The organism is Bradyrhizobium liaoningense, assembly GCF_018130955.1.
In the GTDB taxonomy this organism is placed as follows: domain Bacteria; phylum Pseudomonadota; class Alphaproteobacteria; order Rhizobiales; family Xanthobacteraceae; genus Bradyrhizobium; species Bradyrhizobium liaoningense_C.
The window spans coordinates 17538-39536 of sequence record NZ_JAFCJM010000011.1; the positions used below are offsets into that span (position 1 = coordinate 17538).

Annotated in this window: 23 protein-coding genes; 13 read left to right on the forward strand and 10 right to left on the reverse strand. The window is 63.3% G+C overall.

Going from position 1 to position 21999, the window contains the following annotated elements:
- Positions 1-23: 23 nt before the first annotated feature.
- Genes JQ632_RS11650 through JQ632_RS11660 form a run of 3 tightly spaced genes read left to right on the forward strand, consistent with a single transcriptional unit; the run spans position 24 to position 2973 of the window.
- The gene (locus tag JQ632_RS11650; protein WP_212402457.1) at positions 24-992 is read left to right on the forward strand and encodes a tripartite tricarboxylate transporter substrate binding protein; all 969 of its coding nucleotides are present in this window, start codon (positions 24-26) and stop codon (positions 990-992) included.
- A complete protein-coding gene (locus tag JQ632_RS11655) occupies positions 989-1474 on the forward strand; it encodes a tripartite tricarboxylate transporter TctB family protein (RefSeq protein ID WP_212402458.1) in 486 nt (161 codons plus the stop codon). Before JQ632_RS11650 ends, JQ632_RS11655 begins: the two co-directional genes overlap by 4 nt.
- Positions 1474-2973 carry a tripartite tricarboxylate transporter permease gene (locus tag JQ632_RS11660; protein WP_212402459.1) on the forward strand — a complete coding sequence of 500 codons (1500 nt, stop codon included), beginning with the start codon at positions 1474-1476 and terminating at the stop codon, positions 2971-2973. The genes JQ632_RS11655 and JQ632_RS11660 overlap by 1 nt, the downstream gene beginning before the upstream one ends.
- Positions 2974-3004: 31 nt before the next feature.
- Here JQ632_RS11660 and JQ632_RS11665 read toward each other — a convergent pair whose 3' ends face one another.
- Complete coding sequence (locus JQ632_RS11665) at positions 3005-4207, reverse strand: tetratricopeptide repeat protein (protein WP_212402460.1); 1203 nt, start codon at positions 4205-4207, stop codon at positions 3005-3007.
- 440 nt (positions 4208-4647) lie between these two features.
- Between JQ632_RS11665 and gcl the strand changes: the two genes are divergently transcribed.
- The 4 genes from gcl (at position 4648) to JQ632_RS11685 (ending at position 8631) form a co-directional block, all read left to right on the forward strand.
- A complete protein-coding gene (gene gcl, locus JQ632_RS11670; RefSeq protein WP_212402461.1) occupies positions 4648-6438 on the forward strand; it encodes a glyoxylate carboligase in 1791 nt (596 codons plus the stop codon).
- A gap of 10 nt (positions 6439-6448) precedes the next feature.
- Positions 6449-7234, forward strand: coding sequence for a hydroxypyruvate isomerase (hyi, locus tag JQ632_RS11675; protein WP_212402462.1), 786 nt, complete (start codon positions 6449-6451; stop codon positions 7232-7234).
- Positions 7235-7246: 12 nt separating this feature from the next.
- Positions 7247-8134, forward strand: coding sequence for a 2-hydroxy-3-oxopropionate reductase (locus JQ632_RS11680; RefSeq protein ID WP_212402463.1), 888 nt, complete (start codon positions 7247-7249; stop codon positions 8132-8134).
- Between the two features lie 113 nt (positions 8135-8247).
- Positions 8248-8631, forward strand: a complete 384-nt coding sequence (locus tag JQ632_RS11685; RefSeq protein WP_212402464.1) for a DUF1236 domain-containing protein — start codon at positions 8248-8250, stop codon at positions 8629-8631.
- 36 nt (positions 8632-8667) lie between these two features.
- Here the strand turns inward: JQ632_RS11685 and JQ632_RS11690 are convergent, their stop codons facing one another.
- From JQ632_RS11690 to JQ632_RS11700, 3 genes are all read right to left on the reverse strand, one after another.
- Positions 8668-9042: a VanZ family protein gene (locus JQ632_RS11690; RefSeq protein WP_212402465.1), complete on the reverse strand. Its 375-nt coding sequence runs from the start codon at positions 9040-9042 to the stop codon at positions 8668-8670.
- A 77-nt stretch (positions 9043-9119) separates the two neighbouring features.
- Positions 9120-9728 (reverse strand): thiamine pyrophosphate-dependent enzyme, encoded by a 609-nt coding sequence (locus tag JQ632_RS11695; RefSeq protein ID WP_212402466.1) that lies wholly within the window; start codon positions 9726-9728, stop codon positions 9120-9122.
- 8 nt (positions 9729-9736) lie between these two features.
- Positions 9737-10303 carry a thiamine pyrophosphate-binding protein gene (locus tag JQ632_RS11700; protein ID WP_212402467.1) on the reverse strand — a complete coding sequence of 189 codons (567 nt, stop codon included), beginning with the start codon at positions 10301-10303 and terminating at the stop codon, positions 9737-9739.
- A 250-nt stretch (positions 10304-10553) separates the two neighbouring features.
- Between JQ632_RS11700 and JQ632_RS11705 the strand changes: the two genes are divergently transcribed.
- Both JQ632_RS11705 and JQ632_RS11710 read left to right on the forward strand, forming a co-directional pair.
- Positions 10554-11603 carry a hydroxyacid dehydrogenase gene (locus JQ632_RS11705; protein ID WP_212402468.1) on the forward strand — a complete coding sequence of 350 codons (1050 nt, stop codon included), beginning with the start codon at positions 10554-10556 and terminating at the stop codon, positions 11601-11603.
- 126 nt (positions 11604-11729) lie between these two features.
- Positions 11730-11942, forward strand: a complete 213-nt coding sequence (locus tag JQ632_RS11710) for a hypothetical protein (RefSeq protein ID WP_212402469.1) — start codon at positions 11730-11732, stop codon at positions 11940-11942.
- A gap of 84 nt (positions 11943-12026) precedes the next feature.
- Here the strand turns inward: JQ632_RS11710 and JQ632_RS11715 are convergent, their stop codons facing one another.
- A complete protein-coding gene (locus JQ632_RS11715) occupies positions 12027-12506 on the reverse strand; it encodes an Lrp/AsnC family transcriptional regulator (protein WP_212402470.1) in 480 nt (159 codons plus the stop codon).
- A gap of 152 nt (positions 12507-12658) precedes the next feature.
- Between JQ632_RS11715 and ald the strand changes: the two genes are divergently transcribed.
- Positions 12659-13771, forward strand: coding sequence for an alanine dehydrogenase (gene ald, locus JQ632_RS11720; protein ID WP_212402471.1), 1113 nt, complete (start codon positions 12659-12661; stop codon positions 13769-13771).
- A gap of 195 nt (positions 13772-13966) precedes the next feature.
- Here ald and JQ632_RS11725 read toward each other — a convergent pair whose 3' ends face one another.
- Entirely contained in the window at positions 13967-15877 is a 1911-nt protein-coding gene (locus JQ632_RS11725) for an NAD(P)/FAD-dependent oxidoreductase (protein ID WP_212402472.1), read from the reverse strand.
- Entirely contained in the window at positions 15874-16521 is a 648-nt protein-coding gene (locus JQ632_RS11730) for a TetR/AcrR family transcriptional regulator (protein ID WP_212402473.1), read from the reverse strand. Before JQ632_RS11730 ends, JQ632_RS11725 begins: the two co-directional genes overlap by 4 nt.
- 188 nt (positions 16522-16709) lie before the next feature.
- Here JQ632_RS11730 and JQ632_RS39425 point away from each other — a divergent pair, with 188 nt between their 5' ends.
- From JQ632_RS39425 to JQ632_RS11745, 3 genes are all read left to right on the forward strand, one after another.
- On the forward strand, positions 16710-16850 hold the full coding sequence (locus JQ632_RS39425) for a hypothetical protein (protein WP_249151771.1): 141 nt from the start codon (positions 16710-16712) through the stop codon (positions 16848-16850).
- A complete protein-coding gene (locus tag JQ632_RS39430) occupies positions 16844-17359 on the forward strand; it encodes a hypothetical protein (RefSeq protein ID WP_249151781.1) in 516 nt (171 codons plus the stop codon). The genes JQ632_RS39425 and JQ632_RS39430 overlap by 7 nt, the downstream gene beginning before the upstream one ends.
- Positions 17360-17513: 154 nt before the next feature.
- The gene (locus JQ632_RS11745) at positions 17514-18572 is read left to right on the forward strand and encodes a putative sulfate exporter family transporter (protein ID WP_212402475.1); all 1059 of its coding nucleotides are present in this window, start codon (positions 17514-17516) and stop codon (positions 18570-18572) included.
- 170 nt (positions 18573-18742) lie between these two features.
- Here JQ632_RS11745 and JQ632_RS11750 read toward each other — a convergent pair whose 3' ends face one another.
- The 3 genes from JQ632_RS11750 to JQ632_RS11760 are packed head-to-tail and all read right to left on the reverse strand — an operon-like array spanning position 18743 to position 21932.
- Entirely contained in the window at positions 18743-19615 is an 873-nt protein-coding gene (locus JQ632_RS11750) for an ABC transporter ATP-binding protein (RefSeq protein WP_212402476.1), read from the reverse strand.
- Complete coding sequence (locus JQ632_RS11755; RefSeq protein ID WP_312015598.1) at positions 19612-20514, reverse strand: ABC transporter permease; 903 nt, start codon at positions 20512-20514, stop codon at positions 19612-19614. The genes JQ632_RS11750 and JQ632_RS11755 overlap by 4 nt, the downstream gene beginning before the upstream one ends.
- The gene (locus JQ632_RS11760; RefSeq protein WP_212402477.1) at positions 20511-21932 is read right to left on the reverse strand and encodes an ABC transporter substrate-binding protein; all 1422 of its coding nucleotides are present in this window, start codon (positions 21930-21932) and stop codon (positions 20511-20513) included. Before JQ632_RS11760 ends, JQ632_RS11755 begins: the two co-directional genes overlap by 4 nt.
- Positions 21933-21999: the final 67 nt, after the last annotated feature.

Consider the following 21999-nt stretch of genomic DNA (forward strand, 5'->3'; position numbering starts at 1 on the left):
CGTGAGCCTTGGAGAATGCCCTCATGTTTCAACTTCCCGCGCGCCTCGTCGGCGCAGCCGTCGCGCTGACCCTTGCGGCAGCTACGCCGACCTTGGCCCAGCAGCTCGAGCTCAAGCTGATGGCGCCGGCGGCGCCGGGCGGTGGCTGGGACCAGACCGCGCGCTCGATGCAGCAGGCATTGGTCGCTTCCGGCGTGGCGCGCAGCGTGCAGGTTACCAACGTTCCTGGCGCAGGCGGTAGCGTCGGCATCGCGCAGTTCGTCAACGGCGCCAAGGGCGACGGCAACCAGCTGATGGTCAACGGCTTCGTCATGGTCGGTGCGCTCGCCATGAACAAGTCGCCGGTGACGCTCGAGCAGGTGACGCCGATCGCGCGGCTCACCGAGGAAATCCAGGTGATCGTGGTGCCGGCGAATTCGCCTATCAAGACTGCGCAGGATCTGGCTGCGGCGGTGAAGGCGGATATCGCCAAGGTCACCTTTGCCGGCGGCTCGGCCGGTGGCGTCGACCATGTGATGGCAGCGTTGTTCGCTGGCGCCGTCGGCGCCGACGCGAAGAAAATCAACTACATCCCGTTCTCCGGCGGTGGCGAGTCACTGGCGGCGATCCTCGGCGGCAAGGTCACCGCGGGGATTTCGGGGCTGAGCGAATATGAAGGGCAGATCAAGTCCGGCAAGCTGCGCGCGATCGGCGTGACCTCGGAGAAGCGCATCGCAGGCAGCGACATCCCGACCTTCAAGGAGCAGGGCATAGACCTCGTGATCGCCAACTGGCGCTCGGTCGTCGCGCCTCCTGGCATCACGCCGGAGCAGCGCAAGACGCTGAGCGATGCGATCGAAAAGATGGTGAAGTCTGACGCCTGGCGGGAGATTCTCAAACAGAAGGGCTGGGAGGACGCCTATCTCGGCGGCGACGCTTTCGCCGACTTCCTGAAGAAGGAAACCGTGCGCGTCACTGATGTGCTCAGGTCGGTCGGCCTGGTCAAGTCATGACCCCAGGTGATCCTGCGCAGCCGCTGCGGCGCGTCGATCGCGCCGGCATCGTCATCGCTATGCTGCTCGCGGCGCTCGCCGCGGTGCTGGTCTGGGACGCGCGCGACCTGCAATCCACGGCAATGTACGGGATGGGGCCGGAGGCCATGCCGGTCTTGGTCGCTACCGGCCTCGCGCTGCTCGCGATCGGCAATTTCATCGACGCGCTGCGCGGTAATCTTCCGGCGCGAGAAAGCGCCGATCCCGTGCCGGTGATTCTGATCCTCATTGGCCTTGCGCTGCTGATCGCCATCATCGGCTTTGGCGGAGGCTTCATCCTGGCGACGTCGGCACTGTTCGTGACGACGTCGGCCGCCTTCGGGCGCCGTGCCGTCCTTGTCGACAGCATAATCGCCATCGTGATGTCGACCCTCATCTATCTCGCGTTCGACCGCCTGTTGACGCTGAGTCTTCCGACCGGCCCGCTGGAGCGAATGCTGTGATGGACACCTTTGCTGCGCTGGCGCATGGCATGGCGGTTGCCATCCAGCCGATGAATTTGCTGTACGCGTTGATCGGCGTGTTCCTCGGCACGGCCGTGGGCGTGCTGCCCGGCATCGGTCCGGCGTTGACGGTCGCGCTGCTGTTGCCGGTGACCTACAAGCTAGACCCCGGCGGCTCGCTGATCATGTTTGCGGGCATCTATTACGGCGGCATGTATGGCGGATCCACCACCGCGATCCTGATCAACACGCCCGGCGAGAGCGCCTCGATGGCGACCGCACTCGAAGGCAACAAGATGGCCAAGGCCGGCCGCGGCGGACCGGCGCTTGCGACATCCGCCATCGGCTCCTTCGTCGCTGGCACCATCGCCACCATCGGGCTCGCGTTCCTCGCGCCATGGTTGGTCGATTTCGCCGTACGCTTTGGCCCTGAGGATTACTTCGCGCTGATGTGCGTCGCCTTCGTCACGGTGTCGGCGACTTTCGGAGATTCCCCGATCCGCGGCCTGACCAGCCTGTTCGTTGGCCTGACGCTCGGCCTCGTCGGCATCGACAAGCTCACGGGACAGGCGCGGCTTGCGTTCGGCATCCCCGAGCTGCTCGACGGCGTCGAGGTGACGACGCTTGCAGTCGGCCTGTTCGCGGTCGGCGAGGCGCTCTACGTCGCGTCGCGCCGCCACCACACCGAGGAAAAGCTCGAGCCTGTGCGCGGCTCGCTGTGGATGACAAAAGAAGACTGGAAACGGTCGTGGAAGCCGTGGCTGCGCGGCACGATGTTCGGCTTCCCGATTGGGGCGCTGCCCGCAGGCGGTGCGGAGATCCCGACCTTCCTGTCCTATTCGACCGAGAAACGGCTGACCAAGCACCCGGAGGAATTCGGCAAGGGCGCGATCGAAGGCGTCGCGGGACCGGAGGCCGCCAACAATGCGTCTGCCGCTGGCACGCTGGTGCCATTGCTGACGCTGGGGCTGCCGACCTCTGCGACGGCCGCGATGATGCTGGCGGGTTTCCAGCAATATGGCCTCAACCCGGGGCCGCTGCTGTTTGCCGAGCGGCCCGATCTGGTCTGGGGCCTGATCGCCAGTCTCTTCATCGCCAATTGCATGCTGCTCGTGCTCAATCTGCCGCTGGTCGGCCTCTGGGTGCGGCTGCTCGCGATCCCGCAGCCGTGGCTCTATGCTGGCATTCTCGTCTTCGCGACCATGGGCACCATCGCCGCAAAGCCGTCGGTGGTCGAATTGTCGATGCTCGCCGGCTTCGGCGTGCTCGGCTTTCTGATGCGCCGGTTCGATTTTCCGATCGCGCCCGTCGTCGTCGGCCTGATACTCGGTCCGATCGCCGAAAGCCAGCTACGTCGCGCGCTCGCGATCAGTCTTGGCGACCCCATGGCACTGGTCCAGAGCCCGATCTCGGCGACGCTGCTCGCGCTTGCGCTGATCGCGCTGCTGGCACCCTTCGTGTTGAAGGGCCTCGGGCGATTCAAGGCGAACGAGGACTAGCGGAACCCGACGCACGCACTTGATGCTGTGTCTAGTCGATTCCATATCTCGCCATGTAGTCTGCCACACTCGGCCTGATGGCTCGTGCGGCAGCAAGATCGGCCTCGCTGCCGACGAGGTCGCCTTTCCGTCGTTTGACGATCGCGCGCCCGTAGAGCGAGGCGGCCATTCGTGCATCAACGCGAAGTACGGCGTCATAGTCGGTCAGGGAGTCGTCGAGCGATCCCTTCATCAGATAGGCGAGGGCGCGACTGTCGAGAATGTTGGCGTCGTTAGGTCGTACCTGCAAGGCCTCATTGCAATCCGCGATGGCCGCCTCGAAAGCACCCGCAAACGAACGGGCCATGCAGCGGCCATTCAGCGCCCGGGCATTTCTGGGTTCGAGTTTTAGCGCTTCACCAAAGTCCTGGATTGCATGATCGTAATCACGTTTCTCACGATAAACGTGCGCCCGACGCATAAATGCGAAGGCATTTCCCGGGGTTGGATCAAGTTCAATCGCCCTATCGTAGTTGGCCGTAGCAAGGTCGCGCTGCCCCTTCAGATCATAAGCAAGAGCTCTCGCCGCGAAGCCGGTAGGGCAAAGCGGGTCTAACTTGATCGACGCGCCAATATCCTCGATTGCTCGATCGTACTCGCGCATATTTGAGTAGATAGAACCCCGAAGCAGGTAGCCGCTAGCGTTACCGGGAAAAAGCTTGATGGCTTCGGCAACGTCCTCAAGGGCACGGCCAAATTCGCCCATGCTAGCGTAGAGCCTACCACGTTCGAGAAAGGCAACGGACGAGCTGGGGTCGAGGTTTATTGCTTGATCGAGGTCTTCCCTGGCTTCACTTAACCGGTGGTTCGCAGCACGAGCCGCGCTCCTTTCAGCATAAAAACGCGGGTTTTGCGGATCGAGTTTGATGGCTTGATCAATTTGTTCAATGGCCCGCTCGTAGTCGTTCGCGAACTTGAAGCGGGTCGCCGCCAGGATGAAGGTATAGCCCTTCTTGCTTTCGGGTGACGGCTTTCGAATTTCGCCGAGTGCCGCGCGCGGTGGAATGCGACAAGCTGACAGGATCGCGGTTGCCGGATCCTCCGCTTGAGCAGTGTCTGACATCACACTCAGAATGACGAGTTGTGCCAACAGGACGGTAGCAGATCCCTGGAGGCGAAAATCCACACCGGGCACGACACCGCTGTGGGCCTGGTAGGGTCGCAGCCGGGCCGCCAAGCGCTTCAGAAAGTTCATGAGGAAAGTTTTCCGAGCTGTTTGGCGGATAGTGATACAACGTTAGCATGTAGTGTTTGCATGAAGCAATCGGCACAAGAACGGTAACCCGAACGCTAGCAAATCTATGGCGGCTTATGCGACTGTGAAGGATTCCAGAGAAAGTCGTGCTCAAGGGCGTCTCGAGGTGACCGAAGATGTCGAGGTGCTGCAGACGGAATGGGTCGAGGCCGGCTGCACCATCCCTACATGCGCTTTGATTTGATTCCGCTATCGGTCATTCCAAAAGTTTGCATCTTCGCGTGATCCGCTTTCACGCATGTCTCGATCTAAATGATTGAACGCGCCGCGATTTTTTCTGCGGCTGCCGCATCGTGGAAAATAAAATCGATCTCGTTGAGATCGCATCTCGCGCCACCGATGATCACGCTCGAGAACACCGCAACCGAGCGAGGTCCGACATGGCGAAGATGCGAGCCGTCGATGCAGCCGTCCGTATCCTGGAGAAGGAAGGCATTTCCACTGCCTTCGGGGTTCCTGGCGCTGCGATCAATCCGCTCTATTCGGCGCTGAAGAAGCGCGGCTCGATCCACCATATTTTGGCGCGCCATGTCGAGGGCGCTTCCCACATGGCCGAGGGGTATACGCGGGCGAAGGCCGGCAATATCGGCGTCTGCATCGGCACATCGGGGCCGGCCGGTACCGACATGATCACCGGGCTTTACTCAGCGATCGCGGATTCCATTCCGATCCTCTGCATCACCGGCCAGGCGCCGCGGGCGCGGCTCTACAAGGAGGATTTTCAGGCTGTCGACATCGAGTCGATCGCAAAACCCGTGACCAAATGGGCGGTGACGGTGCGCGAGCCCGCGCTGGTGCCGCGCGTGTTCAGCCAGGCCTTTCACGTGATGCGCTCGGGACGGCCAGGGCCGGTGCTGATCGACATGCCGCTCGACGTGCAACTCGCCGAGATCGAGTTCGACGACGAGACCTACGAGCCGCTGCCGGTCTACAGGCCGACCGCGACGCGAAAGCAGGTCGAGAAGGCGCTGGAGATGCTCAACGCCGCCGAGCGGCCGCTGATCGTCGCGGGTGGCGGCATCATCAACGCCGACGCCTCGGACCTCCTGGTCGAATTCGCCGAGATCGCGAATGTGCCGGTCGTGCCGACCCTGATGGGGTGGGGCGCGATTCCCGATGATCACGTGCTGATGGCCGGCATGGTCGGCCTTCAGACCAGCCACCGCTACGGCAACGCCACGATGCTGGACTCCGATTTCGTGCTCGGCATCGGCAACCGCTGGGCCAACCGTCACACCGGCTCGATCGAGACCTATACCAAGGGCCGAAAATTCGTTCACGTCGATATCGAGCCGACGCAGATCGGGCGCGTATTCAATCCTGATCTCGGCATCGTCTCGGATGCCAAGGCCGCACTCGAACTCTTCGTCACCGTCGCCAGGGAGTGGCGCCGGTCCGGCAGGTTGCGTGAGCGCCAGGCGTGGCCCGCCGCCTGCCTCGATCGCAAGCGCTCGATGCTGCGCAAGAGCCACTTTGACAACGTGCCGATCAAGCCGCAGCGCGTCTATGAGGAGATGACCAAGGCCTTCGGCCGGGACACCTGCTACGTCACCGTGATCGGGCTCTCGCAGATTGCCGGCGCGCAGTTCCTTGGTGTCTATCGCCCACGCAACTGGATCAACGCGGGGCAGGCGGGGCCGCTTGGCTGGACGTTGCCTGCTGCGCTCGGCGTGCGCGCCGCGTGCCCGGATCGCGACATCGTCGCGCTCTCGGGCGACTACGACTTCCAATTCCTGATCGAGGAGCTCGCGGTCGGTGCGCAGTTCAATCTGCCCTACATCCACGTCGTCGTGAACAATTCCTATCTCGGCCTGATCCGACAGGCGCAGCGCGGCTTTGACATGGACTATCACGTCCAGCTCTCGTTCGAGAACATCAACGCGCCCGAGCTCGGCGTCTACGGCGTCGACCATGTCGCGGTCGCCGAAGGGCTCGGCTGCAAGGCGATCCGCGTCCGGGATCCGAAGGACGCGCAGGCGGCGTTCGCAACCGCGCGCGAATTGATGGCCAAGCACCGCGTGCCTGTGGTGGTGGAGTTCATCCTGGAACGCGTGACCAACATCGCGATGGGCACGGAGATCGACAATATCGTCGAGTTCGAGGAGGTGTTGGACCTGCCGCTCGACGAGGTCGAGCGCGCGCCGTCTGGCGTGCTCCAGCCGGCGGAATAGGGAGGACAACATGCCGAAATTCGCCGCCAACCTCACCATGCTCTTCAACGAGATGCCGTTTCCCGACCGTTTTGCCGCGGCGAAAGCTGCTGGTTTCAGCGGGGTCGAGTATCTCTTTCCCTATGACTTCGACAAGGCGATGCTGCGCGAACAGCTCGACAGCCACGGCCTTACGCAGGTGCTGCACAATCTGCCCGCAGGCAATTGGGCGGCGGGTGAGCGCGGCATCGCCATCCTGCCGGACCGCGTCGCCGAATTCCGCGACGGCGTCTTCCGCGCCATCGATTACGGCAAGGCGCTCGACTGCGATCAGCTCAATTGCCTCCTCGGTATCGCGCCGGCGAATGCCGATCCGCGCGAGTTGAACGAGACGCTGGTCGGGAATCTGCGCTTTGCGGCCGCGACGCTGGCGCGGGAGAACATCAAGCTGCTGATCGAGCCGATCAACACGCTCGATATTCCCGGCTTCTTCCTCAACAGGACCGAGCAGGCCGTGCAACTCATGTCTGAGGTGCGCTCGAGCAATCTGTTCATCCAATACGACATCTACCACATGCAGATCATGGAGGGCGATCTCGCCCGCACCATGCAGAAGCATCTCGATCGCATCGCCCATATCCAGCTCGCCGACAATCCCGGCCGCAACGAGCCGGGGACCGGCGAGATCAACTATCCCTTCCTGTTCCGCCACCTCGACGCGATCGGCTATCGCGGCTGGATCGGCTGCGAATACAAGCCGCGCACCACGACGCTGGAAGGACTTTCGTGGCACGCGGCGCAGACGTTCGAGACCTGAGGAGTATTGGACATGATCGATATCGGTTTCATTGGACTGGGCACCATGGGGCAGCCGATGGCCGGCCATCTCCTGACCGCGGGCCATCGCCTATTCCTGCATGATGTCAGCGGAATCGCGCCGGACCTGATCGCGGCCGGCGGGATTGCCTGCAAGTCGGCAAAAGAGGTCGCGCAGGAGGCGGATGCCGTCGTCATCATGGTGCCGGATACGCCGCATGTTGAGGCCGTGCTGTTTGGCAAGGACGGCGTTGCGGAGGGTATCTCGAAGGGCAAGATCGTCGTCGACATGAGCTCGATCTCGCCGCTGGCGACCAAGGAATTCGCTAAGAGGATCGAGGCACTCGGCGCAGACTATCTCGACGCGCCGGTGTCGGGCGGCGAGGTCGGCGCGAAGGCTGCGAGCCTCACCATCATGATCGGCGGCCCCGAGCGCGCCTTCAACACCATGAAGCCGATCTTCGACAAGATGGGCAAGAACGTCACCCGGGTCGGCGCCAATGGCGACGGCCAGACCACCAAGGTCGCGAACCAGATCATCGTTGCGCTGACGATCGAGGCCGTGAGCGAGGCGCTGCTGTTCGCCTCCAAGGCGGGCGCCGATCCGGCACTGGTGCGGCAGGCGCTGATGGGCGGATTCGCCTCGTCGCGGATTCTCGAAGTGCATGGCGAACGCATGGTGAAGCGAAATTTCGATCCCGGCTTCCGGATCGAACTGCACCAGAAGGATCTCAACCTCGCGCTCGAAGGCGCGCGTTCGCTCGGCCTGTCGCTGCCGAGCACGGCGGTCGCACAGCAGTTGTTCTCTTCCTGCACCGCCCATGGCGGCAAGGCCTGGGATCATTCAGCGATGGTGCGTGCGCTCGAACTGATGGCGGGCCACGAAATCGCCGCCGCCTGAAGTGTTACGCAGTAACGCTCTCCAGTTTTGTGCCGCGCTTCGGCCATGTTGGAACCGGAACGATCGCCGTTTCCATCGGTTGTGAGCGCATAACAAACACTGGAGATTTGGACATGAAGACCCGTCTTGCGATCTCATTGGCTGCCGCGTCGCTGCTGGTGTCAAGCGCAGCCTTTGCCCAGTCCACCACTGCCCAGGGCGCGCAGGAAGGCGCGCGTGCGGGCGGCGAGGTCGGCGGTCCGATCGGCGCGATGGTCGGTGGCACTGTCGGAGCGGCCGTCGGTGCAGGCCTTGAAATTCCGAACGCAGTGCTCGGCGGAATCCCGCGCGATCACTCGGTCGTGGTGCAGGAGCGCGTCGTTGTCGGCGAGCCGCTGCCGCCGACCGTAGTGCTGCGCCCCGTTCCGAACTACACCGAGTATCGCTACGCGGTCGTCAACGACCGACGCGTGATCGTCGAACCGCGCACGCGTCGCGTCGTCAAGATCATCGACTGACCGCGCTCCGCGAACGTCAATGGGCCCTGCGGAGATCTACTCCGCGGGGCCTTCGCTCGTAATGGTGTTGGTGCGAAAGCGCGCGATGGCCCAATCGATGGCCGCCGACAGCACGAAGCCGACGCAGGCGGTGAGCGCATCGACGACGAAATCTTCCAGCCGCGCATGGCGGCCGGGGGCAATGAATTGCAACAATTCGAGCACACCGATCAGGACGACCGCGATGATCGCAGCCGACCAGCGTCGCGTCGAATAGGCAAGCCCGAAGGAAAGGCCAACCAGCACGAAGGCGAGCGCGTGCTCGCCATCCTGGCCGAGTTGGGCATGCGGGCGGAGGTCGGGCGGACCAAGCGTCGCGAAGGCGACGGCCGCAGCGAGCAGCCAGGCAAATAGCTTCAAAAGAACGGTCATCCAGTTCGCTTAACACAATTTTGCAATGCAATAAAAGCCGTCAGGCGTCAGATCGCCGTGTAGTTAATTACAGATCGTTAAAGTGGCTGGCGCACGCCGAGGCCGTGCATGAACCGTTCACGAATCTGAACGGGATCGCGGCGGGTGGTGCCGACGCCCGGCTGGTCGTCGATGCGCAGCGCAATCAGCGTTGGCTCAGACGCGTCCAGCGACTCATCAACCAGACGCTCAAAATCCTCCTCGTCTGCGGCCCAGACGCTGTTGGTCAATCCTGAGCCGACGCTGATAGCCACGATATCGGCAACGGAGGCGGCAGGCGTCGGCTGCGAGCCGGTAATTTGGTAGATGCCGTTGTCGAACACGATCATGGTGAGGTTCTTTGGCTTCAACGACGCGATGGTGGACAGCGCGCCGAGCTGCATCAGAAGCGAGCCGTCACCCTCAAGCGCAATGACGCGACGATCGGGCTGCGCCAGCGCAACCCCGAGCGCGATCGGGAAGGCCAGCCCCATGCTGCCGAGCATGTAGAAATTCTGCGGACGGTGGCCCGCAGCCCAGAGGTCGAAATTTGTGTTGCCGATGCCGCCGATCACGGCCTCCTCGTTATGGAGCTTTCCGATCAAGCGCGAGGTGACATCGTAGCGGTTCATCACCTTGGTATTGCGTTTGGCGGTGTCCTTGCTCATGGCTGATCTCACTTGTCAAACGTCTTGCCGCCGGTGAGCAGCGGATTGAGGATCAGCGCCACCGGCGCCTGCGTGGTGACGGCCTGCTTGATCGAGCGATCGACGATGAATTCGAGCTCGTCGAGCCGGGTAATGGTGTGGTGCTCCAGCGCCAGCGAATCCAGCACCGGGCGCATGGTGCGGCAGACCAGCGCCTGGCCGTAATTGAACTCGCCGAGCGTGCCGCGCTCGGACACGAACATGATCAGCGGGATCTGGTAGGGCACCGCGAGCGAGGCCAGCACGTTGGCGAGTGTGGCAAAACCGGAGGTCTGCATCAGCAATGCGCCGCGGCGGCCGCCCATCCAGGCGCCGGCGAGGATACCGACGGCTTCCTCCTCGCGCGCGGTCGCAAATGTCGTGAAGAAGGGATCGGCGTGCAGGCTCTTGATCAGCGGCGTCAGCACCCGATCCGGCACGTAGGGAATGAGGCCGACGTCGTTCCGCTTCAGGGTCTGGAGCACGATGCCGTGCCAGGTTCGCTCAGCCGTGTCGTGAGACGTCAGGGGCGGGGTGTGCTGCTCCACAATCGCCATCTCGTCCTCCCTTCCGCGACCATCCTTCTTGATCTTAAGCGCAATCGCGGCTGCCTTGAGGTCCGAACTTGACGCCACCGGCGGGATTGTCAACATGTCCGCACCGGCATGGTGGCCTGCGCTATGAGCGCTGCCTCGGCTGGTACCGTCGTGTCATAAGCAACCACAATTAGAAGAACGGGAGGAAAGCAGGGGGAGCGCATGCCGCGCGGGTCCCGCATGGCCTCCGCGAGGAGCCGGAAGTAGGTCGATGTCGGTCAACAGCAAGCGCGTCTTTTACGTCAAATATCTCGCCAACCCCATCTATATCGACATCCTGAAGGCGCGGGCCGACGTCCGGCTCGATCGGCTCGAGAACGAGAGCCCGGAAGCCGACTTCGCGCCGATTCTTGAGGCTGCTCATGTCTATCAGATTGGCGCCGCGCGCGACGAGCTGGCGCCGCATTTCCATGTCCATGCCGATCTCCTCAAGCGGACGCCGAACCTCCTGATCGTGTCCTCCAACGGCGCCGGTTTCGATCCCGTCGACGTCGAAGCGTGCACGGCGGCGGGCGTGCTGGTCGTCAACCAGTCCGGCGGCAATGCGCATTCGGTCGCCGAGCACGCGCTCGCCATGATGCTTACGCTATCGAAGCGGATCATCCAGTCCGATCGCCGCCTGCGCCGCGAGCGCAACGTCAACCGCAACGATCTCGTCGGCAACGAGGTCGAGCACAAGACCGTCGGCATCGTCGGGCTCGGCAACGTTGGCCGCCGCATCGCCGCGCTGTGCAGCACACTGCTCGGCATGAAGGTGCTGGCCTACGACCCGTATCTAACGGCAGAGGAAATGGCTGCGCGCGGCGGCGAGAAGGTCGAGCTCGACGAGCTCTTGCGCCGCGCCGATTTCGTGTCGATCTCGTGCCCCCTCGACAAGGGCAGCCGCGGCATGATCGGCGTGCGCGAGTTCGCGCTGATGCAGCCGCATGCCTATTTCATCACCACGGCGCGGGGCTTCATTCATGACGAGGACGCGCTGCTTGGGGCGTTGCGCGACAAGCGCATCGCCGGCGCCGGCCTCGATGTCTGGTCCAAGGAGCCGCCGCCGCCGGACCATCCGCTGCTGCAGTTCGACAACGTGCTGGCGAGCCCCCACACCGCAGGCGTCACGACGGAAGCCCGCCAGAACATGGGCCGCATCGCCGCCGAGCAGGTTTTGGCCGCGCTCGATGGCAAGCGCCCGCCGCGTGTCATCAATCCGGACGTCTGGCCGCACTACGCAGAGCGCTTCCGCAAGGCGTTCGGCTTTACGCCGGGGTAGGGCCTGGGCGGCTAAAATTTGAGCGGGAACCGCGGCCCGGCGATTGATCCGTGTCAAAATCCCTCTCCCTCGGCCGGGCAGAATAGGATTAGAGTGCTGCCGGGGCAGCAAGAGGTCCGAGGTTCTATGTCACGCTATGTCGTCAGGTTCATGAAGGATGTGCTCGGCGAGTACGGCCGGCAGAGCGAAGTCTGCCAGGGGACCCTGGAAATCGAGGCTTCGTGCGAGAGCGAAGCCACCGAACAGGCGAAGCAAAGATTCTGCAAGGATCAGGCGTTGCATCATTGGTCCCTGCATGCGGACCGCATCCATGTGAAGGCGGCCGATTTTCCGTCGTAAGCACCGCTTCGATGTCTGTGCGTTGAACGTCGATAGACCGTATTGGACGTGTGTGCCCGTCCGCGCGACGGGGCGCAGGTCGCGCTAGCGTTGCGTCTCCCGAAACACCACCGGCGGCACGGCGCGGTTGACCACCTCGCGCAGCGCAAAGCTCGATTGCACGCGCGCGACGCGCGGCAGGCGCGACAACTCGGTGCGGTGGATGCGCTCGAAATCCTGGATGTCGCGCGCCAGCACGATCAGGATGTAGTCGTCGGTGCCCGACATCAGGAAGCAGCGCACGACCGAGGGGCATTTCACCACCTCCGCCTCGAACGCCTTCAGCGCGTCGTCGCTCTGGCTCTCCAGCGCGATGCGGACCAGCACCGTCGTGGTGAGACCGAACTGCGCGAGATCGAGCGCGGCCTGGTACGCCTGGATATAGCCGTCATCCTCCAGCGCTTTCTGCCGCCGCGCCAGTGCCGTGCTCGAGAGCCCGACCTTGGTGGCGAGTTCGGTGTGGCTCGCGCGCGCGTTGGTGGTGAGTTCCGCGAGGATGGTCAGGTCTTTTCGGTCGAGGCCCACGGTTTCGTTTCCAGCGTGAAAAAGAGGAACGGCGCCGGAAACCGGCGTCGATCGGGTGAAACTACGCGATATTTGCACGAAACCAAACTGGAGGTGTCGGTAACATCGGCAGGCGATTCAAGGCTTTAAGGAATTTAAGGAAGGAGCGCGAGATGCGCGTCGGTGTCCCCAAGGAAATCAAGCTGCAGGAATATCGCGTCGGGCTCACCCCCGGCGCCGTCCGCGAATATGTCGCGGCCGGGCACAAGGTCACGGTGGAAACCGGCGCCGGTGATGGAATCGGCGCCTCGGACGAGGTCTACCGGCGGGCAGGTGCCTCGATCGAGGGGAACGCGCGCGACATCTTCGCCAAGTCGGACATGATCGTGAAGGTCAAGGAGCCGCAGAAGAGCGAATGGACCCAGCTTCGCGAGAACCAGATCCTCTTCACCTATCTTCATCTCGCGCCGGATCCGGAGCAGACCAGGGGTCTGCTCGCCTCCGGTTGCACGGCGATTGCCTATGAAACCGTCACTGACGCGAGCGGTCGCCTCCCGCTGCTCGCGCCAATGAGCGAAGTCGCCGGCCGCCTCGCGATCGAGGCGGCCGGCGCCGCGCTCAGGCGGTCGGCTGGCGGCCGCGGCGTGCTGCTCGGCGGCGTGCCGGGTGTGCAGCCGGCCCGCGTCGTGGTGCTCGGCGGCGGCGTGGTCGGAACCCAGGCTGCACGCATGGCCGCAGGCCTTGGCGCCGAGGTTACCGTCATTGACCGCTCGATCCCGCGGCTGCGCGAGCTGGACGATCTCTTCATGGGCCGCGTGCGTACGCGCTTCTCCACCATCGAGTCGATCGAGGAAGAGGTTTTCACAGCCGACGCAGCAATCGGCGCGGTGTTGGTTCCCGGCGCCAGCGCGCCAAAGCTCGTCACGCGCAAGATGCTTACGTCGATGCGGCCGGGCTCGGTGCTGGTCGACGTTGCGATCGATCAGGGCGGCTGCTTCGAAACCTCGCGGCCGACCACGCATGCCGATCCGACCTACGAGGTCGACGGCGTCGTGCATTACTGCGTCGCCAACATGCCCGGCGCGGTGCCGGTGACGTCGAGCCAGGCGCTCAACAACGCGACGCTGCCGTTCGGCCTGCAACTTGCGAAGAACGGCTTTGCCGCCGTGCTCGAGAACCCGCATTTGCGCAACGGCCTCAACGTCTATCGCGGCCGCATCACCAACAAGGCGGTGGCGGAGAGTCTCGGCCTGCCGTTCTCACCGACGGAGGGACTTGCGGCGTAAGGGCGCGCGAGTTACGCGGCATCGTTGTCTCCTCTTTCTTCCTTCTCCCCTTGTGGGAGAAGGTGCGCGCAGCGCCGGATGAGGGGGTCTATCCGTCGTTAGAGATTTGTCCGCGGAGAGAGACCCCTCACCCGGCTTCGCTGTCGCGAAGCCACCCTCCCACAAGGGGAGAGGGTGCACCGCCTGCGCGGTAAGTCATGCCTTCGTCAGCCTGTATTGCCCGAAATCCGGATCGTGCGTCATGCGCCAGTAGTCGACGAAGCGCCAGGGCATCGCCGAGAATACGCGGCCATTCTTGTTTCGATAGTAGGTCGTCATGCCCGGATGGGTCCAGATCATGGCCTCGTGCTCGGCGTCGACCTTGCGGACGTAGTCGTCGAGCACGTCCGGGCGGACGTCGATCGCGGCCACGTTCTGTTCGATCATGTCGACGAGGCAGGCCGAAATGTAGCGGCTCTGGCATTCCGACTGGAAGATCACGCTACCGCCATGCGCCGGACCGGAGTTCGGACCGAGCATGCAGAAGAAGTTTGGGAAATCGGGCACGGTAAGGCCGAGGAATGCCGTCGGATTGTCGTTGGCCCAGGCGTCGCGCAGGTTCTTGGCCCCGCGCCCGGTGATATTGAGGCGTGCAGCCATCTCGGTGACCTTGAAGCCGGTCGCGATCACGATGATGTCGGCGGGACGCTGCTCGCCATCGGCGGTGACGATGCCGTCCCGGCTGAAATGGTCGATCGCGTCGGTGACGAGCTCGACATTGTCCCTCGTCAGCGTCTTGAACCAGTTGTTGTCCAGAAGGATACGCTTGCCATAGGGCGGGTAGGTCGGCACGCATTTTGCGATCAGATCAGGACGGCCCTTCAACTCTGACAGAATGAAATCAGTCAATTCCTGCCGGTGCCGGTCGTTGCCCTTGTTGACGGCGCGCTCGGGATGCAGCCAGGCCGGGTCTTTGCGCAGGAACGGCAACAGGCCGTCGCCATAGCGCCAGAACATGTTGAAGCGGTACCATTTCACATAGAAGGGCAAATGCGCGAGCAGCCATTGCGCGCCTTCGGTGATCGGATCGGAATAGCCCTTCACCGGGCGCGCCCATTGCGCGGTGCGCTGGTAGACGGTGACGGAGGCGACGCGGTCGGCGATGTCAGGCACGAGCTGCATCGAGGTCGCACCGGTGCCGATCACGGCGACATGCTTGCAGTCGAGCTTGATGCCATCAGACCACAGCGCGGAATGCAGGATCTGTCCCTTGAAATCCTCCTCACCCTTGAAGCGGGCGCGCGAGGGATCGTTGAGCTGGCCGATCGCCGAGACCAGTGCTGTCGATTCGAATGTCTCCTCGCCGTCTTTGGTCTTCAGGGTCGAGATCCAGCGGCGCTTGCCTTCGTCCCAGCGCGACGACGTCAGTTCGGTGTTGACGCGCAGATGCTCGCGGATGCCGTACTCGTTCGCGACCTTCTGCAAATAGGCGAGCAGCTCCTCGCGCTGGCAGAAATAGCGCGTCCAGGGATTGAGCGGGCCGAAGGAGTAGGAATAGGAATGGTTCGGCGTGTCGACGCCGCATCCGGGATAGCGGTTGATCCACCAGGTGCCGCCGAGCTCGGCATTCTTCTCCACGATGGTGTAGGGGATGCCGAGATGACCGAGAGCGACCCCGAGCGCGATGGCGCAGACGCCGGCGCCGACGATGAGGACGTGCTGCTGCGCCAGCGTCTCGTTGGACGGGCGCTGGCGCCAGCCTGCCTCGCGCGGCACAAAGCCCATCTCCTCGCGCATCAGGGCTGCATATTCCGGCGCGACGTTCTCGCCGAGGCAGGCGCGCATCATCTTCAGGAGCAGCTCTGCGCCGGGATCGGCGATGACAGGTCTTGGCGTGCCGTCGGCAAAGAGCCTGACCACGGCGGCGCGGATTTCGTCCTGGACTTCCTTCGGCACGCCTGCATCAGGGTCCGGAATGAGACGGATGTCGCGCTTGGGCAGATAGGGCGGCTCGAGCCAGCGCTCTTCGCCGGTCATGTGCACCAGCACCATCAGGAGGCAGCGGATGTCGCCTTCCGCGATCGCAGAGGCAAGGTCGAGTTGCTTTCGCGGGAGCTCGATGTTCATAGCGTCGTCTTCTCCCCGGAGGCATTGAACAGGCCGCGCGTCATCAGCTTGCGATAGGCTGAAATGACATGGTCAGGCACGGCGGTGACGCCGTCGGCCGAATAGGAATAGCGCCGGCTGAGATAGCCGCGCGCGCCCATCAGCATGTGGACGATGGCCTCGAATTCCTCGTCGCTGAAATCCTCGATCGCGCCGGCCAGCCGGGCGCGGCGTAGGATGCGCACATAGGCGGTGGAGATGTTGTCGAGATGCTTCTGGTAGCCGGAGGGCGCGAAGAACTCGGCCTCGTTGAGGATGCGCAAGAATTCCGGCACCTCGCGGATGAAGTCGAAGAAGGCGGAGAAGCGCTCGATCTCCTGGCGCGCCGCATCCGCCGTGCCGGTGCGGGCGCGGATGAAGTGTACCATGTCGAGACCGATCTTTGGCAGGAGCTGGTCGAGCAGCTCCTGGCGGTTCTCGAAATGATTGTAGAAGGTGCCCTGCGCCACACCGGCCTGCTCGGTAATGCGAGCGACGGAGGCTTCCGCATAGCCGTATTTGCCGACGACTTTTGTCGCGGCCTCAAAGATCTTCTGCTTGGTCCAAGCGTTGCGTTCGACGCGATTGAGCTTGGTCACCTTGGCCGTGGCTCGACCTTCCGTCATTCGACGCTCTCCAGTTCGGCGCGCAGCACGCGCTTGAGAATCTTGCCCGATGGGCTGCGCGGCAGGCTGTCGCGAGGCGTGCATCTCGATGAATTCTGACTCGTAATTCATCCTTGGCTTGACGTCACCCCCTGCTTGAGCCGCTTAATGCTCGCATCGCGGGCGGGCTCTCCGGCGGTGAGGAGCAGATGCTGGTGATCGCGCGTACATTGATGGGCAATCCGGCGCTGTTGCTGCTGGACGAGGCGAGCGAGGGGCTTGCCCCGATCATCGTGCAACGGATCGGCGAATTGCTGAGGCAGCTCCGAAAGCTCGTTCGACCGTGCTGATCGCCGAGCAGAACACGTTCTGCTTAGGCCTGGCGAGCCACGCCACCGTCATCGACAAGGGCCAGATCGTCCATGCCGCAGGAATCGACGAACTGACGCCAACGACGCGATCCGGCGCCGGTCTCTGGCCCTCCGAGCGGTTCAAAACCGCCCCTGAGAAGAAAACTATCGTCCGTTCGTTGCCCGCGGGAAGGAGTTTCCCTCGGGAGGGGCAAAAAAGCCAATCGCTTCCATTGCCGTTTCGGCCGGAAACGACGACATTTCAGCCAGAAATCGATGGATTGGCTGCGATGGAACGCGTGAATTTCGAGCCGTTTGGCGAGCGCCTGGCCCCCGAGGGGAGTGCCCAGCCGCAGTCGCGCGCGTCCAAATATCTGCTGTGGACGGGCACCGGCCTGTTCTGGTCGCTGGTCGGCGCCATCGTTCTGGCCCGCGCGGCCTTCTTCGAGCCCGGCGTTTTCGACGGTTTTAACCGCGTGGCCGCGCTCGCCAAGAGCCTTATCTTCTAAGCTTCTGAGCGGTCAAAGACTGCGCGCGAAACTCGTTCGCACGTGTGGATGATTCACGCCGAAGGACATTACTTGCTTTCATAGCTCCCGCTTGGAAATATATTACCCACTCGCGCCTCCGGGCGTATAAAATCTTCTCCTTCGGGAGATTTGAGTGGCCGATAACAAAGTATCCTCCTCGGCCGGCGCAAGACCGGCAACCCCCGCGAGCCGTATCGCAGCGCTGATTCCGGGCATCCTCCTGTGCATCGGGGTCGCCGGCATTTCCGCGAGCCTCGAAGGCGTCGAACGCCACCTGTTCGCGCACCCCTACGTCGAGGCGCTGGTCATGGCGATCCTGCTCGGCATGGCCGTGCGCAGTTTCTGGAAACCGTCCCAGCGCTGGCAGGCCGGCATCGCCTTCAGCGCCAAGCAGCTCCTCGAAGTCGCTGTCATGCTGCTGGGGGCCTCCATCAGCTTTGCGGCAATCGCCGCCTCTGGCATCGCTTTGCTCGCCTCGATTGCGGCCGTTGTTGTGATCGCGCTGGCGGTCAGTTTTAGCCTGAGCCGCTTGCTCGGCCTCGGGACGCGGCTGTCGATCCTGATTGCCTGCGGCAACTCCATCTGCGGCAACTCCGCGATTGCGGCGGTAGCGCCGATCATCGGCGCCGACAGCGACGAGATCGCGTCCTCCATCTCCTTCACCGCGATCCTCGGCGTGATGATGGTGCTGGGCCTGCCGCTGCTCATTCCGCTGCTGCATTTGTCGGCGACGCAATACGGCATTTTGGCGGGCCTGACCGTCTACGCGGTGCCGCAGGTGCTGGCCGCGACCCTTCCGGCGGGGCTCGTCAGCACGCAGATCGGGACGCTGGTGAAGCTGATGCGCGTGTTGATGCTGGGACCCGTGGTGATCGGACTCTCGCTGTTCGTTTCCCGGCGGGGCGGAGCGCAGAAGAAGTCCAGCGTCGGCTTCTTCCGCCTGGTCCCGTGGTTCATCCTGGGCTTTCTGGCGCTGGCGACGTTGCGCTCGCTCGAAGTGGTGCCCATCAGTGTGGTGAGCCCGCTGACGACGATCACCGGATTTCTCACCGTGGTGTCGATGGCCGCGCTCGGCCTCGGTGTCGACGTGCGCGTGCTCGCCAATGTCGGGGGGCGCGTGACCGCCGCGGTGACGCTGTCGCTGATGCTGCTGCTCGCGATCAGCATCGGGCTCGTGCACTGGTTCAAGTGAGGTTGTGTTTCCTCTCCCCTTGTGGGAGAGGGTGGCTCGCCGCGTAGCGGCGAGACGGGTGAGGGGTTCTATCCGGGAATGGATCTCTTGCAGAGATGCGTGGACAGAACCCCTCATCCGGCGCTTCGCGCCACCTTCTCCCACAAGGGGAGAAGGGAAAGCCGGTGAGGTTACAGCACGTCCGCCAGCGAATGGCCGTGCAGTTCGATGTTCAGGCCTTGCATGCCCAAATCGTTGATCTCGCCGCCCATGGCCTTGAGGCTTTCTTCGCGGATCAGGGACATCAGTCCGCGGCGCAGCGCCAGAAACTCCGACGACATCATCATCGATTGCTGCCGCGGCCGCTCCAGCGGGATCGGAATCTCGGCCTTGATCGAGCCGGGACGCGCAGTCATGCAGTAAACGCGGTCGGAGAGGAAAATCGCCTCGTCGATGTCGTGGGTGACGAACAGCACCGAGATCTTCAGCCGCTGCCACATGTTGGTGAGGATCTGCTGCATGATGACGCGGGTCTGCGCATCGAGCGCGCCGAAGGGTTCGTCGAGCAGCAGCACCTTGGGACCCGTGGCAAGCGCCCGCACGATGCCGACGCGCTGCTTCATGCCGCCGGACAGTCGCTCCGGATAGTGCTTTTCGAAAGCCTCCAGCCCGGCGAGGCCGAGCAGGGTACGGGCCGCGCGTTCGCGCTGCGAGCGCGGCATGCCGCGCATCTTTAGCCCGAACTCGACATTCTCCCGCACGGTCTTCCAGGGGAACAGGGAATATTGCTGGAACACCATGCCGCGTTCGGCGCTCGGTCCGTTGACAGGCTCGCCGTCGACGGTGACGACGCCGGTGGTCGGCTTGAGGAAGCCCGCAACAGCATTAAGCAGGGTCGACTTCCCGCAGCCAGAGGGGCCGACGATGGAGACGAACTCGCCCGGCTTGACGTGGATCTGCGTATCGGTGACGGCCTGCACCGGCCCTTCGATGCTGTCGTAGCTGAGGGAGAAATTCTTGACCTCGATATGGCCCTTCGGCGGGCTGACCTGGATCTCGCTCATTTCACCCTCCACGGCATCACGAGTTGTCCCACGCCGCGGATCAGGAGGCTCGATCCCAGTCCGAGCACACCGATCGCGATCATGCCGAGCGCGATGTCGGCATACTGGACCAGTGAGTAGGCTTCCCAGGTGAAATAGCCGATGCCGTACTGGCCCGAGATCATCTCGGCGGCGATCAGCGACACCCAGGCCACGCCCATGCCGACGGTGAGCCCGGTGAAGATGTGCGGCAGCGAGGCCGGGAAATAGACCTCGCGGAAGATCGACCGCTCGCGTGCGCCAAGACATTGCGCCGCACGAACCAGCACGGGATCGACCAGCGACATGCCGTGCAGCGTGTTGACCAGGATCGGGAAGAACGAGCCGAGGAAGGTGATGTAGACGATGCTCTGCTCGTTGGTCGGCCACAGCATGATCGCCATCGGCACCCAGGCGATCGCCGGGATCGGCCGCAGCACTTCCGCAACCGGGAAGACGATCTCGTGGATCAGCTTGAAGCGGCCCATGATCAGCCCGAGCGGCACGCCGATCAAGGCGGCCAGTGAGAACCCCATCAGGATGCGCCGGCAACTGAGCAGGATGTGCATCAGGAATTTGGGATCGTGGATCGCCTTGGTGAAGCTCGCATAGACCGCGAGCGGCGAGGGCACGTTTGTGAAGCGCACGAAGAACACGACGCGGTAGGTCGTGAGCAGGTGCCAGACGAGAAGGAAGGCGATCAGCGAGGCGATGCCGATCGCGGTTGCCCGCAGGGTGCCCTGGTTGAGCCGGAACCAGCGCAGCGCGAGCGTCCCGAACGACGGCGGCGTGCTCTGCGTGGCGGCGGGCGCCGGCGGCACGTCTGCCATCGCTGATGCCATGGTGTCCTCGGAATGCCGCAGAAGGGCGGGGCTGCTCACGTCTTGCCTCCGGTCACCGCCGACTTCACCGCGTCCTCGAAACCGAGCACCTTGCCGCTGATCTTGGCCGCATGGGCTTCGGCGTCCTTCTTGAGCAGGAACGGCGCGATCTCGTCGCCGCCGACCGCGAAGAAGGCCTGGTCCGCAAACAGCTTGATGCCGCGGGCGGTGTCGAACACGTAAGTCACGTTGATCTTCTTGCCCTTTGCCTTGAAGTCAGCATATGCGCCAAGCGTGCAGGCGGCGCTCGCAAAGGGCAGGATGCCGGCGTCGTCGACCCAGACTTCGCCTGCCTTGCGCGGATCGCCGATCGGTTTCTTGCAAAAACTGTCTTCGCCCGCGATCTCATAGTTCTTGGTGCTGGCGAGCCGGGCGTCATAGTCGAGCTTCATCTCGGCATAGGCCTTGCGGATGTAGCTGTCGTCGACCCATTTCTTCGGGTCGAACTCCTTCATGCGTCCGAGATTCTGCAACACCTTGACGTCGGTGGTGGCCGCATCGATCAGCGCGGGCTTGATCGAGGGATCGGTGGTCATGTTGCCGCTGGGACCCAGGAAGATGTAGACGACCTCCTTGCTGATGCCGGTCCATTCCTGGATCTTTTCGGCCGCGAGCTTCGGATTGTCGCGCAGCCATTGGTTGGCGGCGATGATCGCCTTCATGTAGGCGACGACGACTTCAGGATATTTTTCGGCGAAGTCGGTGCGCACGACGATGCCGTGGAAGGTCGGCAGATTGGTCTCGACGCCGTCAAAGATCTTTCGCGCAAAGCCGCGGAACGGCAGCAACTCGGCGAAGGGGACGAAGTCGGCATGCGCGTCGATCTTCTTCTCCTGCAGATTGGTCGAGCCGACCTCGGGGCTCTGGCTCACGAGCTGGAAGAAATCGGCGGGATAGCCGCGGTCCTGCAGCGCCTTCAGCACCATGCCGTGCGCGGCAGAGCCGAAGGGCACGCTGACGAGCTTGCCCTTGAGATCGGCGAGATCGTAGTAGGCCGACTCCTTGTGCACGACCATGCCGTTGCCGGAGCCGGACAGGCTATAGGCGGCAATGCCGATCAGGCGGCTCTTGCTTTCCGGATTGCTCTCGAAAGTGAAGCCGTTCACGATCAGCGGATAATCGCCCATCATGCCGATCTGGAGCTTGTTCGCCATCATCGCATTGGTGACGGGCGGACCGGAGGTGAAGTTCTGCCACTCCATCTCGAACTTGATGTTCGCGTATTTGCCTGATGTCGGCAGGTATTTTTCGAGGAGCTTGAGCTGACGGATGACGACGCCGGCGGTCACCGTGTTGGTGGTCGTGTCCTGCGTGCCGATGCCGATCGTGACCGTTTCCGCCGTCGCCGGCTGCGCGAGGAGAAGCGCGAGCGACGTCACTGACATCGCGATCGAGAGCGTGGGAAGATGGCGGACCATTCTCATCCTCATTCGGTTGGATGTGCTGTGGTTGCCATGATTGGGTGGGGGAGCCGGCGGGGCAAAC